The following is a 15,427-nucleotide window of genomic DNA, read 5'->3' as shown; positions in this document are numbered from 1 at the left end:
ACGACGCCGAATGCTTGGAAGCGGCGTGGCCTCACACCATGCCTTCCGCCACGACCATGTAATTCACGTCGATGTCGGACGAGAGCGTCCATTTGTCGGCGAAGGGGCTGTAGACGACGCCGGTCTGTTCGGTGATGACGAGACGGTTATCGAGCAGGTATTTCGTCAGCTCGTCGGGAGTGACGAACTTGTTCCACTCATGAGTGCCGCGCGGCAGCCAGCGCAGGACGTATTCGGCTCCGACGATGGCGAGCGCGAAGCTCTTCCAGTTCCTGTTCAGCGTCGAGACCACCATCAACCCGTTCGGCTTCAGCATCGCGGCGCAGCACTTCAGGAAAACGCCGACATCGACGACGTGCTCGACCACCTCCATCGCCAGCACGATATCGAAGCGCTCGCGCGGGTCGATCTCTTCCACCGTGGTGCAGCGATAGTCGATCGACAGATGCGCCTTGTCGGCGTGCAGCTTCGCGGCGGCGATGTTGCTGACCGACGGATCGACGCCGATGACCTGCGCACCCAGGCGCGACAGCGGCTCGCACAACAGGCCGGCGCCGCAGCCGATGTCGAGCACGCGCAGGCCGCCGAGGCAGTTCAGGCTGCGCAAATTGCGTTCGAACTTGCGGCAGGCCGCATCGCGGATGTAGCCGAGCCGCAGCGGGTTGATCCGGTGCAGCGGGGCCATCTTGCCGTTCGGGTCCCACCATTCGGCCGAGAGTTTTGAGAACTTTGCGATCTCGGCGGCGTCGACGGTCGAGCCCGGCTGGGCGCTGTCGGTTGCGGAAGTATTTTGCTGCATGCTCATCGTAAGCGCGGTCCTACCGCGCGGTGATCGAATTACGGAAGGCGAGCGGCGAGGCGATCGTCTTGATTCTCTCAAAGCCCTTCCCAACGCCGCGGATCGTCACGTCGCCATAGTTGAGAATACGTCCAGGAATCGACTGATCGACGTCGACGCTCTCGACCTTGTCGAGACTCATTTCGAAGGTCTTCCGGGTAATAAAACCGGTCTTGTGCACAACCCTGAGGTTGGTGACATCGGTCTCGGTGGTCCAGCGATGGAACCAAGCCTTTACGGTCCAGTACAGTGCTCCCAGAGCCGCCAAGCCGGCCCCGACGAGAAAGAGCAGCACGAGCCCTTCGACAATGGTCTGCCGTGACAGGACGAACAGGGCCAGAGCCACGATCCATGCGAGGATGGCCGGAAAATAGAAGATCCAGTGCGCATTGGTCGAATACAGCACCCGCTCGCCCGGTTGCAGGATTTCGTCGATATAACGCGCCATAACCTCGATTAACCCATTGCCCGGATTGGCCCGCGCAGGAACCCGCTTGCCCCCGGCCCCGCCCCTCTGTATACGCGCGGTCGGTATCGCAGGCACCCGTCCAGCGCGGGTCACCATACTTATCCTTATGAGGGAATGCACGCGTCGTCATGAGCCGCCTCGTGATGAAATTCGGCGGCACATCCGTCGCCAACATCGAACGTATCCGCAACGTCGCACGCCATGTGAAGCGTGAGGTCGACGCCGGCCATGAAGTGGCAGTGGTCGTCTCGGCGATGTCCGGTAAAACCAACGAGCTGGTGGCCTGGTGCACCGAGGCCTCGCCGATGCACGATGCGCGCGAATACGACGCCGTGGTCGCCTCGGGCGAACAGGTGACGTCCGGCCTGCTTGCCATCGCGCTTCAGGGCATGGGTATCCAGGCCCGCTCCTGGCAGGGCTGGCAGATCCCGATCAAGACCAGCGACGCCCATGCCTCGGCCCGGATCGAGGACATCGACGGCAACGAGATCATCAAGCGCTTCAGGGAGCGCAAGGAGGTCGCCGTAATCGCCGGCTTCCAGGGCATCAACCCCGAGACCAATCGCATCACCACGCTCGGCCGCGGCGGCTCCGACACCTCGGCTGTGGCGATCGCCGCCGCCGTCAAGGCGGACCGCTGCGACATCTATACCGACGTCGATGGTGTCTACACCACCGATCCGCGAATCGTGCCGAAGGCGCGCCGGCTCGACAAGATCGCGTTCGAAGACATGCTGGAACTGGCCTCCCAGGGCGCAAAAGTGCTCCAGGTCCGCTCGGTGGAACTCGGCATGGTCCACAACATGCCGATTTTCGTCCGATCGAGCTTCGACAAGCCCGAGGATATCGACCCGCATGCCAACCAGCCGCCCGGCACGCTGATCTGCAGCGAGGAGGAGATCATGGAAAGCCACGTCGTCACCGGCATCGCCTTTTCGAAGGACGAGGCCCAGATCTCGGTACGCCAGATCGAAGACAAGCCCGGCGTTGCGGCGTCGATCTTCGGCCCGCTCGCGGATGCCAACATCAACGTCGACATGATCGTGCAGAACGTCTCCGAGGACGGCAAGACCACCGACCTCACCTTCACGGTCCCGGCTGCCGACTACACAAGGGCCAAGGAGACGATCACCGCGGCCAAGAGCCAGATCAATTATGCCCGGCTCGACACCGCCACCGACGTCGCCAAGATCTCGGTGATCGGCAGCGGCATGCGCAGCCATGCCGGCGTCGCCGCCCAGGCATTTTCGGCCCTCGCCGGACGGAATATCAACATCCGGGCCATTACAACCTCCGAGATTAAATTCTCCGTCCTGATCGATACCGCCTATACCGAGCTTGCGGTGCGGACCCTGCACACGCTCTACGGTCTCGATCAGGCATAGGCTAATTTTCTCTTAGCGGTCGCAGCAAACGCGAAGGTGTACACAGCTTCGCGTTTGGCAGGCGTTTTGCTTGGCAAAACAAGCCCTAATTCGCTATACGGCGAAGAGGGTGGGCTGCCGCAAACTGTGCCCCAGTTGAGGCGGTGCTGATTCGGCTCAGGTGACGGCTCCAGCGGATCGGCTGGGCCGGCGCCGGACGAGCAAATTCGTTGTTTTTCTGGATTTCTGGGCGAGCCGCCGCGGGCCCCTTCGGCCCCGGCAGACGGTGGAGGGTTGACGGCACATGCGGAGCGCGTCGGGAGGTCCCCGCGTCTTGTTGAGACGGCTCCGCGAAACCATGGCGGAGCAGGTCTCGGCCCAGGAGCGGCTGGACAAGATCGTGGTGCTGATCGCCGCCAATATGGTGGCCGAGGTGTGCTCGGTCTATGTGCTGCGCGTCGACAACACGCTCGAGCTCTATGCCACCGAAGGCCTCAACCGCGAGGCGGTGCACCACACCGTGCTGACGGCCCATGAGGGCCTGGTCGGCCTCGTCGCCAGCGAGGCGACCCCACTCAATCTGAACGACGCACAGAGCCACCCGGCGTTCTCGTTCCGCCCCGAGACCGGCGAAGAAATCTATCACTCCTTCCTCGGCGTGCCGGTCCTGCGCGCCGGCAACACGCTCGGCGTGCTGGTGGTGCAGAACCGCGCCAAGCGCAACTATGTCGAGGAGGAGCTCGAGGCGCTCCAGACCACCGCGATGGTGCTGGCGGAGCTGATCGCCTCCGGCGAGCTGTCCGCGCTGGCCCAGCCCGGCCAGGAGCCCGCCGCGCGCCATTCGGCGCAGAAGGTCGGCGCCATCCTGTCGGAAGGCATCGCGCTCGGCCACGTCGTGCTGCACGAGCCGCGCGTCGTCATCAAGGACTACATCGCCGAGGACCTGCCCAAGGAGATCAAACGGCTCGACACCGCGCTCGCTAAGCTGCGCGCCGACCTCGATCGCATGCTGGAGCGCGGCGACGTCGCCGAGGGCGGCGAGCATCGCGAGGTGCTGGAAGCTTACCGCATGTTCGCCAACGACCAGGGCTGGTCGCACAAGCTGCACGAGGCGGTCGCCACCGGCCTCACGGCGGAAGCCGCCGTCGAGCGCGTGCAGTCCGACACCCGCGCGCGCATGCTGCGCTCGACCGATCCCTATTTGCGCGACCGGCTGCATGATCTCGAGGATCTCGGCTATCGCCTGATGCGGCAGCTGGTCGGCCAGGATCACGCGCCTTCACGTGAACAATTGCCCGACAACGCCATCGTCATCGCGCGCGCGATGGGCCCGGCGGCGCTGCTCGACTACGACCGCAAGCGCCTGCGCGGCATCGTGCTGGAGGAAGGCACCGCCAATTCCCACGTCTCGATCGTGGCGCGTGCGCTCGGCATTCCCGCGGTCGGCGAAGTGCCGAACGCACCTGGTATCGCCGATCCCGGCGACGCCATCATCGTCGACGGCACTTCCGGCTCGATCTATGTCCGTCCGTCGCAGGAGGTCGAGGCCGCCTTCGCCGAGCGCGTGCGCTTCCGCGCCCGCCGCCAGGCGCAATATCTGGCGCTGCGCGACCTGCCCTGCGTCACCAAAGACGGCCAGAAGGTCGAGCTGATGATCAATGCGGGTCTCGCCATCGACCTGCCGCATATCGAGGACACCGGCAGCGCCGGCATCGGCCTGTTCCGCACCGAGCTGCAATTCATGGTCGGCCAGAGCCTGCCGCGCACCAGCGACCAACTCGCGCTCTATCGTACCGTGCTGGATGCCGCCGGCACCAAACCCGTCACGTTCCGCACCCTCGACATCGGCGGCGACAAGGCGCTGCCTTATATGGAAGCGGTGATCGAGGAGAATCCCGCGCTCGGGTGGCGCGCGATCCGGCTCGGGCTCGACCGTCCCGGCCTGTTGCGCGGCCAGATCCGCGCGCTGCTGCGCGCTGGCGGCGGCCGTGCGCTGCGCATCATGTTCCCGATGATCTCGGAGGTCGGCGAATTCGATTCGGCGAAGGCGCTGGTCGAACGCGAGCTGACCTATCTGCGCCAGCACGGCCACACCCTGCCGGAGCGGATCGACATCGGTACCATGGTCGAGGTGCCGGCGCTGCTCTATCAGCTCGACGAGCTTCTGAAGAAGGTCGACTTCATTTCGGTCGGCTCCAACGATCTGTTCCAGTTCCTGTTCGCGGTCGACCGCGGCAACGCAAAGGTCGCCGGGCGCTTCGACACCATGTCGGCGCCGATCCTGCGTGCGCTGCGCGACATCGCGCGCAAGTCGCAAGCGGCAAAGAAATCGCTGTCGCTCTGCGGCGAGATGGCGTCGAAGCCGATCGGCGCGCTGGCGCTGATCGCGATGGGCTACCGCTCGCTGTCGCTTTCGGCGACCGCGCTTGGCCCGGTCAAGGCGATGGTGATCGATCTCGACGCCAAGAAGGCCGAAGCGATGCTCGGCCCCTTGCTGGACGCCCCCGCCGGGAGCGTCTCGATCCGGCAGAAGCTGACGGAGTTTGCCGAGGCCGAAGGCCTGGCGTTGTAGCGGGCCTGTCGCCCCTTCCTGCCGCCTCGCCCTTTTCCGCATCTTGAGACTGAACCGATGTCGTCACTGCCCGAAGCCAAACTGGACGTCCTGCTCGCGCATCACGCCTCGCTCGAGGCCGAATCGCTCGGTCAGCTCGCCTCCGAACGCTATGTGCAGATCACGCGTGAACTCGCCGAGCTCACGCCACTGATCGAAGCGGTCAAGGCCTATCGTTCGGCCGTCAAGGAGCTCGCCGACACCGAGGCACTGATCGCCGATCCCGCGACCGATCCCGAGATGCGCGGCATGGCGGAAGCCGAGCGCAGTGAGTTGACGCCAAAGATCGAGGACCTGGTCCAGAATATCCGCCTCGCTCTGCTGCCCAAGGACGCCATGGACGACCGCAACGTGGTGCTGGAAATCCGCGCCGGCACCGGCGGCGACGAGGCCTCGCTGTTCGCCGGCGATTTGTTCCGGATGTACGAGCGGTTCGCGAGCCTTCAGGGCTGGAAGGTCGAGGTGATCTCGGCGAGCGAAGGCAGCGTCGGCGGCTACAAGGAAATCATCGCGGAGGTGCAGGGCCGCGGCGCGTTCTCGAAGCTGAAATTCGAATCCGGCGTGCATCGCGTGCAGCGCGTGCCCGACACCGAGACGCAGGGGCGCATTCACACATCCGCCGCGACCGTCGCCGTGATGCCGGAGGTCGAGGAGGTCGACATCGACATCAAGAACGACGATTTGCGCATCGAGACCATGCGCGCGGGAGGCGCCGGCGGCCAGCACGTCAACAAGACGGAATCGGCGATCCGCATCACACATATCCCGACCGGCATCGTGGTGATGATGCAGGACAGCCGCTCGCAGCACAAGAACCGTGCCTCCGCCATGAACATCCTGCGCTCGCGCATCTACGATGCCGAGCAGCAGCGCGTCGATGCCGCCCGCTCGGCCGAGCGCAAGGAGAAGGTCGGGTCCGGAGATCGCAGCGAGCGCATTCGCACCTACAATTTTCCGCAAGGACGCGTCACCGATCACCGCATCAATTTGACGCTGTACAAGCTGCCGCAGGTGATTGCCGGAGAAGCGATCGGGGAACTGATCGACGCACTGACCACCGAGCACCAGGCCGCGCAGCTCGCCGCCCAAGGCGCGGCGGCGTGACCGGCGCCGCGGCCTGATTGGCCGAAATCCCCCCGCTCAGGACTGGCTCGATTGCCGGAATGACTTCAACAAGCGGCTCAACGCCGGGCTCGCAGCGCGACGGAGCTCCTCGAGATTTTTCCTTGAGAGTGCCTGGAGCTTCTGCTCGCCTTTCCTCGTCAGCCTGAGATGAACACGCCTGGCGTCCTCGGGGTCAGTGACTCGGCCGACCAGTCCCAGCTTCGCCATGCGGTTGATCAGCTCGCCGGCCGAGTGGTGTCGTATCAGCAGAAATCGCGCGACGTCACCGACGGTCGCGGGACCCGGACGGACAAAGCCCTTGATACCAAGCAGCGCCTGATGCTGCTGCGGCGTCAATCCCTGCAGGTGTGCGGCCGCCTCACTGAACGTCAGGAAACTCCGGATTTGATAGCGGAACTGCGCAAGCGCCGCGTAGTCGGCCTCGCGCATCGCGCCGCCCTTTGTGGGCACAGCACGCGCCGAGCGTGTCGTCTGCCGCTTCGATGGAGCCATATCCTGCCTGCGACGTCGAACCGGCCGATGGAACGGGCGGCATCACCGAGACTAGCAAGGAAGGCCAGGCGGAACCAACCGACCGGCGCCGCGAATACACAAATATCGCCGCCCTATTCGAAGTTGGACAGCAGGATCTTCACCAGGATGACCTGAAACGCAATCGGGATGCGGACGCTCTTTCGCCGGATCGAGCGCTGGAGCGCGCTGGCAATCTCGGCGCTGGTCAAGGCACCGGCGGATGCGTTGGTAATCAACTCCGCCCACATCTGCGACAACGAGCCGCCGTGCGGGATCACCGGCTTGATGGTCACGCCACAGCCCTGCGCCCAGTCGACGATCTCCCGCATCGTGTGAGGACCGCAATTGCGCGCGGTCGCGAGACGTTCAGCCGTCAGCGCGCGCAGCAATTCGCGCGAGGGCGACCAATTCCCCTTCGGCGGCTGCTCGGCAGTGAGCTCGACCGCGAGCTCCTTGAGGACGTTCTGGGCACGCACGCTCAGCTTCTTCATCGGGCCAGGTACGCGCTTCGCCTGAACGGGGCCGACGATAGGCCCGCGCCGGCGCGGATCGGGCAGGCGCGAGGCATCGCCGGACTGCGGTGTCGCCCGCTGGCCGTTGACCTCTTCCGCCGGCCACGCCGCCTCCGGCCGCTCCGCTCCCTGCGGCCAGGACTGTCGCTTCCGGGCACCTGTCACTGTCGTCTGCCGCGCCATTTCTCTCGCCGAACCCGCCAGTCTCGTACTCACAAAGACTAATATATATCGTGATCCGATATGTTTTCACGAGATAATTTTCGTTATTCGACCAAAGGCGAAATTGACAGAAGGCGTTCACAAGCAATGTCTACGTCCAAGAGCTACACGCGGACGTGACGTGCCCGGCGCAGCAGGCCAGCGAGGTCGGCGGCGCCGGACAGGTCGTGCTCGCGCCTGCAAACAAGAACAAATGTTCGGAGGAAACGATCATGACTGACAATCTCATCCGCCGCGGCCTCTCGCGCCGTGGCCTGCTTCAGACCACCGCGGGTCTCATCGGCGGCGCGGTTCTGCCCGGGATGCCGGCGTTTGCCGAGGACAAGCCGGCGATCGGTTCCTACCCCGCGGGGGTCTCGGGTTCCACCGCTTTCATCGGCATCTCGGTGCCGCGCACCGGCACCTACGCCGTGCAGGGCGAGGACGAGCTCAAGGGCTACCAGCTCGCGATCGAGCACATCAACAGCGGCCATGATCTGATCAAGAAGATATCGCCCAAGACCAGCAAGGGCGTGCTCGGCAAAGAGCTGAAGTTCGGCGTCGCCGATTCCGCGGCCAAGCCGAACGAGGCGGTGCAGGCGCAGCAGCGCTTCATCAGCGAGAACAAGGCGATCATGATCACAGGCGGCACGTCCAGCGCCGTCGCGGTCGCGCTCAACAAGCTCGCCCAGCGTGAGCACGTGCTGTTCGTGTGCGGCATTTCCGGCTCGAACGACACCACCGGCAAGGACTGCGTTCGCTACGGCTTCCGCCAGAACTTCTTCGGCCAGACCGCGGCTGCGGCGATCGGCCCGGTGATGGTGAGGGAATTCGGCAAGGGCAAGAAGGCGGCGTATCTGACGCCTGACTACACCTACGGCCACACCGTCACCAAATCCATGCAGGACTTCCTCGCGACCGCGGGCTGGACCACCGTGACCAACCAGGTCGCACCGCTCGGCGCGCCTGATTATTCCTCCTATCTGCTCAACGTCGCGAACTCCGGCGCCGACGTCCTGATCAACGTCAATTGGGGCCACGACGCCGTGCTGTCGACCCAGCAGGCCAAGCAGTTCGGCGTGCTCGACAAGATGAAGCTGATCGTTCCCTACCAGGTGCCGTTCATCGCGCGCGAAACCGGTGGCCTGATGCAGGGCGTCTACGCCGCCACCGACTATTGGTGGACGATCGAGGACAAGTTCCCGCTGGCCAAGATGTTCAACGAAGCCTTCGAGAAGAAGTACGGCTACAAGCCGGAATGGGGCGCGGAGAACGCCTATGTCAGCTTCGCGCATTGGGCCCACATGTGCGAGCAGGCCGGCAGCTTCAGCCCGCCCGACGTGATCAAGGCCTACGAGAAGGGCGAAACCATCCCCTCGCTGGTTGGCGACGTGCATTACCGCCCCGAAGATCACCAATGTGTCCGCCCCGTGATCATCGTCAAGGGCAAGCAGCAGAAGGACATGAAGAACAAGGAAGACTGGTACGACGTCGTCGAAATCGTCCCGGGCGAAGGCCTGATGCAGAAGCCGGACGCGTTCGGGTGCCATCTCGGCGACTACACCTGAGCCCGCACTAACCCCTGTGACGCCGCGGGCTGCACTCTGGACCTGCGGCGTCACCTTTTTTGATGCGCCCCTTCGCGTGTTACAATAGCGATCGTTGCATGATTAATTGGCCCAATCTCGTTTCGCAGCTTTTCAACGGGCTCGCGCTCGGCGCCCTGCTCGCGCTGATCAGCTCCGGCCTGACCATCATCTACGGCACGCTCGGCGTGCTCAACCTCGCGCATGGCGCGATGTTCATGATCGGCGGCTATGCCGGCTTCGTCGCCTACCAGTACACGGAGTCGTTCATTCTCGCCGTCATCGCGGGCTCGCTGTTCGTGATGCTGCTCGGCGTCGTCATGGAACGCGTCATCATCCGCCATTTCTATCACCGCCCCCACGAGGATCAGCTGCTCGTGACCTTCGGGCTCGGCATCTGCTTCGTCGAGCTGGTGCGCCTGATCTTCTCGAGCCAGTCGCAGCTGGTGCCGCCGCCGGCGCTGTTCCAGGGCATCACCAATCTCGGCTTCATGTTCTATCCGACCTACCGCCTCGCCGTGGTCGGCATCGTCGCGATCGCGCTCGGCGCACTGTTCATCATCCTCTACCGGACCCGGCTCGGCATGATCGTGCGCGCCGGCATCGAGGATTCGGTGATGGTCGATTCGCTCGGCATCAACGTTTACCGCGTCTTCATGGTCGTGTTCGGCATTGGCGCAATGGCCGCCGGCTTTGCCGGCATCGTCAACGCGCCGGTGGCGTCGCTGACGCCGGGCATCGGTGACGACATCCTGGTCCAGACCTTCGTGGTGGTGGTGATCGGCGGCGTTGGCTCTTTCCCGGGCGCGATCCTCGGCGGCCTGATCGCCGGCGAGATCATCAGCGTCACCTCCATGTTCAACCCCGGCTATGCCTATGTGATGCTGTTTGCAGCGATGGCGCTCGTACTCGTGGTGCGACCGCATGGCCTGCTCGGCGTCCAGGGCCGCGAGTAAGCGATTTCCTGATGTTCAAGCAACGCCCGTTCCTGATCGAAGCCCTGACTGCGATCGGCTTGATCGCAGCCCCCTTCGTGCTGCCCCATCTCGGCTTCGCGCCGAACACCGTGAACCGGATCCTGGTCTGGGGCCTGTTCGGGCTCGGCTTCGACATCCTGTTCGGGTTCACCGGCTTGCTGTCGTTCGGTCAGTCCGCCTTCTACGGCACCGGCGGCTTCGTCGCCGCCTACCTCCTGACCCGCGCCGGGTTCAGCAACGTGCTGGGCGCGCTAATCATCGGCATGATCGCAGCCGCCGCGACCGGCTACCTGATCGGCCTCATCGCGTTGCGCCGCACCGGCATCTATTTCGCCATGATCACCGTGGCGATCGCGGAAGTGTTCTTCTTCGTCGAGTTCAATCCACTCTCCGATTTCACCGGCGGCGAGAATGGCCTGCCCGGCGTGCCGACGCCGAGCTTCAATCTCGGCTTCACCACCATCCACTTCACCAATGGCTGGTCGCTCTATCAGTTCATCGCGCTGTGCTATTTCATCGGCGTCGTCATTGCGCTCAGGATCGTACGCTCGCCGGTCGGCGCCATCTTCAGCGCGATCCGCGACAATCCGCTGCGCGCCACCGCCGTCGGCCACAACATCCACGGCTACAAGCTGACCGCCTTCGTGATCGCAGCCGCTTATGCGGGCTTCGCCGGCGGCCTGCTCGGCGTGCTCCAGGCCTTCATGCCGCCCGACGCCTTCACCTTCGATACCTCCGGCCAGCTCGTGATGCAGACGGCCATCGGCGGCCGGGGCACGCTGTTCGGACCGCTGGTCGGCGCAACTGTTTGGCTCTTCCTTCAGGATTTCCTCCAATCCGCGCTGGGTCTCGGCGCAGCCTGGAAGCTGGTGCTGGGTGTCGTGTTCGTGCTGCTGGTCTGCTTCCTGCGTGGCGGCATCATCGGCGGTCTTGCCGATCTCTACCGCCTTGTCTCGGGCAAGCAAAAGCGGACGGACGCGGAGATAGAGCAAGAGGCCGCTGACGCTGAGGCCGCGCAGCAACCCGCACCGGCGCCGAAGCAGGCCAAGGAGGCCAAGCAACCCGCCTATTCCGGACCGATCCTGAAAGCCACCGGCCTGACCAAGCGCTATGGCGGCCTCGTTGCCAATAGCGACATCGATTTCACCGTCAATCAGGGCGAGCTGCGCGGGATCATCGGTCCCAACGGCGCCGGCAAATCGACCTTCTTCAAGATGCTGACCTGCGAGATCGCGCCGACCTCCGGCCAGATCGTGTTCGAGGGGCGCGACATCACGGGATTGAGGGTCACCGAGGTTTGCCAGCTCGGACTGACCAAAAGCTACCAGGTCAACCAGCTCTTCACCGGATTGACGGTACGGCAGAACCTGACGATCGCCGCGCTCGCCGAGCTGCGCGGAAAATTCCGGCTCGACTTGTTCCGCAAGCTCTCCGGCGTCAAGGGCCTGACGGAACAGGTGGAGCACACGCTTGCCCTCGTCAACCTGACCCGCCGTGCCGATACGCCCGTATCGGAGCTCGCCTATGGCGAGAAGCGCAGGCTGGAGATCGGGCTCGCGCTCGCGACGTCGCCGCGCCTGCTGCTGCTCGACGAGCCGCTTGCCGGCATGAGCCCGCGCGAGCGGGTCGAGACCGTCAAGCTGCTCAAATCGATCGCGCGCGGGCGCACCATGATTATCATCGACCACGACATGGATTCGCTGTTCGAACTGGTCGAGCGCGTGACAGTGCTCCAGGAAGGCAAGGTGCTGCTCCACGGCACGCCCGAGGAAATCAAGTCCAACGCCGCCGTGCAGGAAGCCTATCTCGGCGGTGTTCACGGAGAGATCGCCGCATGAGCCTGATCGAGGTCAATGGCCTGAACAGCTATTACGGGGACTCCCACATCCTGTTCGACGTCGCCATGCGTGTGGAGCGTCATGAGGTGGTGGCGTTGCTCGGCCGCAACGGCGCCGGCAAGAGCACCACGCTGAAGAGCCTGATGGGCGTCGTGACGCCCCGCAGCGGCAGCGTGAAGTTCGACGGCATCGACATCGCCGGGCGCAAGAGCCACAGAATCGCGCAGGCCGGCATGCAGCTGGTGCACGAGGAACGCCGCATCTTCGGCGGCCTGTCGGTGGAGGAGAACATCATCCTCGCCGGGATCACTGCGCCGAAACGCTGGCCGCTCCAGCGCATCTACGAAATGTTTCCGCGGCTGAAGGAGCGGCGCAACAACCGCGGCACCGAGCTCTCCGGCGGCGAGCAGCAGATGCTCGCGATCGCACGGGCGCTGGTGCGCGATCCCAAGATCGTGCTGCTGGACGAGCCGTTCGAGGGGCTTGCGCCCGTCATCGTCCACGATCTCGTCAAGGCCTGCCGCGAGCTCGCGGCCGCCGGCCAAACCATCGTGCTGGTCGAGCAGAACCTGGCGGCCACGCTGGCGCTGGCGACGCGGATCTACATCATCAACAACGGCCACATCGTGCACGAGGGGCCGGCGCAGGAGCTCAAGGCCCAGCCGGAGCTGCTCCAGCGCTATCTCGGCGTCTAGATCGCGGCGATCATTCGCCTGGCGTGATCGGCGAGCACGGCCATGTCTTCCTTGCGCGTCTGCGCCGGCAGCAGCTCGATTCCGGCCCTGACCGGCATGACGTGCATGTGCAGGTGAAAGACCACCTGACCGCTGGCCGGCTCGCTGAACTGCTGAAGGATGATGCCTTCGGCGCCGAAGGCCTTCATCGCGGTAACCGCGATCCGCTTGGCGGTTCGGGCGACCGCGGCGAGGTCGTCATCCGCGATATCGAGGATGCCACGCGCCCGCGCCCTGGGAATAACCAGCGTGTGTCCGGGCGAGCGCGGCATGATGTCGAGGAAGGCGAGGCTGCGCTCGTCCCTGAAAACCTCGAAGCAGGGGATCTCGCCGCGCAGGATCTTTGCGAAAACGTTCTGATCGTCATAAGGCGCCATGGATCCCTCCTTCGCTGCGAGGCGCGATCTGACGCGCTCGTTTCCGTTGACGCAAGCAAGCCCGCCGATCTATCCACGGTACCAGGCAGGATGGTTCCATTGGCGGCCGATTTCGAACCCGGACACAGCATCGAGAGTGCGCGGCGCGCGCTTGCGGCACGGCTGCAATCGGCCGGCATCGAGCAGCCCGCCCTTGATGCGCGCCTGCTCGTCGGGGCTGCGCTCAAGCTTGATCTGACCGGCTTGGTCACGCAGGCAGCCCGGCAACTCACAGCTGAAGAGGCCGCGCGGCTCGAAGCATCCGCGAAGCGCCGGCTCGCCCATGAGCCGGTCGCCCGCATCCTCGGCGCTCGGGAATTCTGGGGCCTGCCGTTCCAGCTATCCGAGGCGACGCTGGTGCCGCGGCCGGACACCGAGACCGTGGTCGAACTGGCGCTCGAGATCTTTCGCGGGCTCACGATATCGGGGCAGCGCCCGCGCATCGCGGATATCGGCACCGGATCGGGCGCTATCCTGCTCGCGCTGCTGCACGAAATTCCCGGCGCCTTCGGTGTCGGCACCGATCTCAGCTTGACCGCGCTCAAGACGGCCAGAGACAACGCGGCAGCTCTGGGTCTCGCCGACCGCGCAAGCTTCGTCGCCTGCTCCTACGCGGCGGCGCTTCGCGGCCCGTTCGACCTCATCGTCTCGAACCCGCCCTACATCCCGTCGGCCGAAATTCCGAAACTGAGCATCGAGGTGCGCGAGCACGATCCGCATCTGGCGCTCGATGGCGGCAATGACGGTTACGACGCCTATCGCGCCCTGACCCCGCAGGCCGCGGAACGTCTCGCCCCCGGCGGAGCACTGATCGTCGAGGCCGGACAGGGCCAGGCCCGAAATATTGAAACCTTGATGACGGCCGCTGCGTTGGTGGTGGACAGTTCGCCCAAGGTCGATCTGGCGGGCATCCCGCGGGCGGTTTCGGCCCGAAAAATGCCCCCATAAAAGCCGGATTGGGCTGCAAAAAACCTCTTGGAATATCCCTTGGGAACGACTACCTTCTGATCAACAGATCGGTGCCGGCCCCGTAGACCTACGGGCGAAAGCCGGGCTCTCTCGAGCGAGAGCCTACCGATAAAGGTTCCAAACCGCAGGTCCTGTTGAGCGCGATGGCCATTGAGCTGCGCTGCTTACCGACCGCAACGTGAACGAAAGCCTGATATTGAGCTTTAAGACTTACGCAACAAAGCTAGGCTTGTTTCGGCAGGCGATATGAATGGGTTCGCTGGCGATAGATGCTGGCGGTGGGGAACGCGTCTTTGTTGAACGCGACGGTCGACGAACATCGGCAGGGATCAATCTGTTTGCGTGCGGTGCGCGCGAGCGATGTGAGCCGCTGTCATCAGGTCACTCTCAGCAATCAGTGATGCGTGCAACCTTTAGGGCTGGAATTAAAGGCAGGACATGAGAAACGGTCAGAACAAGCAGCGGATGCGCAACCGCAACAACAATAGTAGCAACAATAACAACAACAATAACCGGCGCGGCCAGAACCCGATGACCCGGGTCTACGAGTCCAACGGACCCGACATCAAGATCCGCGGCACGGCTTCGCATGTCGCTGAAAAGTATCTTCAGCTCGCGCGTGACGCGCGCTCCTCCGGAGACCCCGTTGCGGCCGAGAACTACTACCAGCACGCCGAGCATTATTTTCGCCTGATCGCGACGGCTCAGGAGCAGTTCCGCCAAAACCAGCAGCCGCGCGGCGACGAGCCCATCAGCAACAGCAGCGGCGACGACAGCGAAGACGACGGCGAGAATTTCTCGAATTTTGGCCAGGAGCCGGGTTTCGTCCCGCAGCCGCCGCAGCCGACTTTCGTGCGCGACCGCGATGGCCAGCGAGATCATCAGCAGCGAGATCATCAGCCGCGCGACAACCAGCCTTATCAGCGCGACAACCAGCAGCCGCGCGAACATCGCGAGCGCGACCATCGTCCGCAGCCGCAATATCAGCCGCAACCGCAGAACCAGCCGCAGCCCGTCGTCGTCGCCGAGGCTGGCAACGTCGATCGTCTTCCCTCCTTCATCACCGGCCCGCAGCCGCAGTTGAACGGCCCCCCGGGCGCCGGCCTTGAAGGCGCTGCTGGCGGCGAACGCTTTCCGCGGCGGCGCCGCCGGCCGAATGGCCCGCGCCCCGAGCGCGAAGCCGCTCCGGCGGCCTCGAGCGACGAAGTGGCCCCCGGCGAGTAAGCCGCAACCGTTTCGCCAGATATTCTGACCTGAATCGTCCCGGTCTTGCC

14 protein-coding genes are annotated in these 15,427 nt (G+C 64.4%); 9 read left to right on the top strand and 5 right to left on the bottom strand.

The window, feature by feature from the left end:
- Nucleotides 1-31 precede the first annotated feature (31 nt).
- Complete coding sequence (gene ubiG, locus IVB27_RS17655; RefSeq protein WP_247444653.1) at nt 32-805, bottom strand: bifunctional 2-polyprenyl-6-hydroxyphenol methylase/3-demethylubiquinol 3-O-methyltransferase UbiG; 774 nt, start codon at nt 803-805, stop codon at nt 32-34.
- A 13-nt stretch (nt 806-818) separates the two neighbouring features.
- The gene (locus IVB27_RS17650; protein ID WP_247444652.1) at nt 819-1,286 is read right to left on the bottom strand and encodes a PH domain-containing protein; all 468 of its coding nucleotides are present in this window, start codon (nt 1,284-1,286) and stop codon (nt 819-821) included.
- A gap of 149 nt (nt 1,287-1,435) precedes the next feature.
- On the opposite strand from IVB27_RS17650, the gene IVB27_RS17645 reads away from it, so the two are divergent.
- The 3 genes from IVB27_RS17645 to prfA all read left to right on the top strand — a co-directional run bounded on the left by IVB27_RS17645 (nt 1,436) and on the right by prfA (nt 6,386).
- Nucleotides 1,436-2,692, top strand: a complete 1,257-nt coding sequence (locus IVB27_RS17645; protein WP_247444651.1) for an aspartate kinase — start codon at nt 1,436-1,438, stop codon at nt 2,690-2,692.
- A 283-nt stretch (nt 2,693-2,975) separates the two neighbouring features.
- Entirely contained in the window at nt 2,976-5,243 is a 2,268-nt protein-coding gene (gene ptsP / locus IVB27_RS17640) for a phosphoenolpyruvate--protein phosphotransferase (protein WP_247353110.1), read from the top strand.
- Between the two features lie 57 nt (nt 5,244-5,300).
- Nucleotides 5,301-6,386, top strand: a complete 1,086-nt coding sequence (gene prfA, locus IVB27_RS17635) for a peptide chain release factor 1 (RefSeq protein ID WP_247444650.1) — start codon at nt 5,301-5,303, stop codon at nt 6,384-6,386.
- 36 nt (nt 6,387-6,422) lie between these two features.
- Here prfA and IVB27_RS17630 read toward each other — a convergent pair whose 3' ends face one another.
- A complete protein-coding gene (locus tag IVB27_RS17630; protein ID WP_247444649.1) occupies nt 6,423-6,899 on the bottom strand; it encodes a MarR family winged helix-turn-helix transcriptional regulator in 477 nt (158 codons plus the stop codon).
- Nucleotides 6,900-7,012: 113 nt separating this feature from the next.
- Nucleotides 7,013-7,597, bottom strand: a complete 585-nt coding sequence (locus IVB27_RS17625; RefSeq protein WP_247444648.1) for a hypothetical protein — start codon at nt 7,595-7,597, stop codon at nt 7,013-7,015.
- Between the two features lie 269 nt (nt 7,598-7,866).
- On the opposite strand from IVB27_RS17625, the gene IVB27_RS17620 reads away from it, so the two are divergent.
- The 4 genes from IVB27_RS17620 (at nt 7,867) to IVB27_RS17605 (ending at nt 12,729) form a co-directional block, all read left to right on the top strand.
- Nucleotides 7,867-9,201 carry a substrate-binding protein gene (locus IVB27_RS17620; protein ID WP_247444647.1) on the top strand — a complete coding sequence of 445 codons (1,335 nt, stop codon included), beginning with the start codon at nt 7,867-7,869 and terminating at the stop codon, nt 9,199-9,201.
- 98 nt (nt 9,202-9,299) lie between these two features.
- Nucleotides 9,300-10,175 carry a branched-chain amino acid ABC transporter permease gene (locus IVB27_RS17615; RefSeq protein WP_247444646.1) on the top strand — a complete coding sequence of 292 codons (876 nt, stop codon included), beginning with the start codon at nt 9,300-9,302 and terminating at the stop codon, nt 10,173-10,175.
- Between the two features lie 11 nt (nt 10,176-10,186).
- Entirely contained in the window at nt 10,187-12,034 is a 1,848-nt protein-coding gene (locus IVB27_RS17610; protein ID WP_247444645.1) for a branched-chain amino acid ABC transporter ATP-binding protein/permease, read from the top strand.
- Nucleotides 12,031-12,729 (top strand): ABC transporter ATP-binding protein, encoded by a 699-nt coding sequence (locus IVB27_RS17605; protein WP_247444644.1) that lies wholly within the window; start codon nt 12,031-12,033, stop codon nt 12,727-12,729. The genes IVB27_RS17610 and IVB27_RS17605 overlap by 4 nt, the downstream gene beginning before the upstream one ends.
- Here the strand turns inward: IVB27_RS17605 and IVB27_RS17600 are convergent.
- Entirely contained in the window at nt 12,726-13,145 is a 420-nt protein-coding gene (locus IVB27_RS17600) for an HIT family protein (protein ID WP_247444643.1), read from the bottom strand. The genes IVB27_RS17605 and IVB27_RS17600 overlap by 4 nt on opposite strands.
- Before the next feature lie 90 nt (nt 13,146-13,235).
- On the opposite strand from IVB27_RS17600, the gene prmC reads away from it, so the two are divergent.
- Nucleotides 13,236-14,132 carry a peptide chain release factor N(5)-glutamine methyltransferase gene (gene prmC, locus IVB27_RS17595; RefSeq protein WP_247444642.1) on the top strand — a complete coding sequence of 299 codons (897 nt, stop codon included), beginning with the start codon at nt 13,236-13,238 and terminating at the stop codon, nt 14,130-14,132.
- 459 nt (nt 14,133-14,591) lie between these two features.
- The gene (locus IVB27_RS17590) at nt 14,592-15,377 is read left to right on the top strand and encodes a DUF4167 domain-containing protein (protein ID WP_247444641.1); all 786 of its coding nucleotides are present in this window, start codon (nt 14,592-14,594) and stop codon (nt 15,375-15,377) included.
- Nucleotides 15,378-15,427: the final 50 nt, after the last annotated feature.

This window comes from Bradyrhizobium sp. 197, from assembly GCF_023073375.1.
In the GTDB taxonomy this organism is placed as follows: Bacteria; Pseudomonadota; Alphaproteobacteria; order Rhizobiales; family Xanthobacteraceae; genus Bradyrhizobium.
The sequence above is the reverse complement of the archived record's forward strand: the minus strand, read 5'-3'. Positions and strand labels throughout refer to the sequence as shown.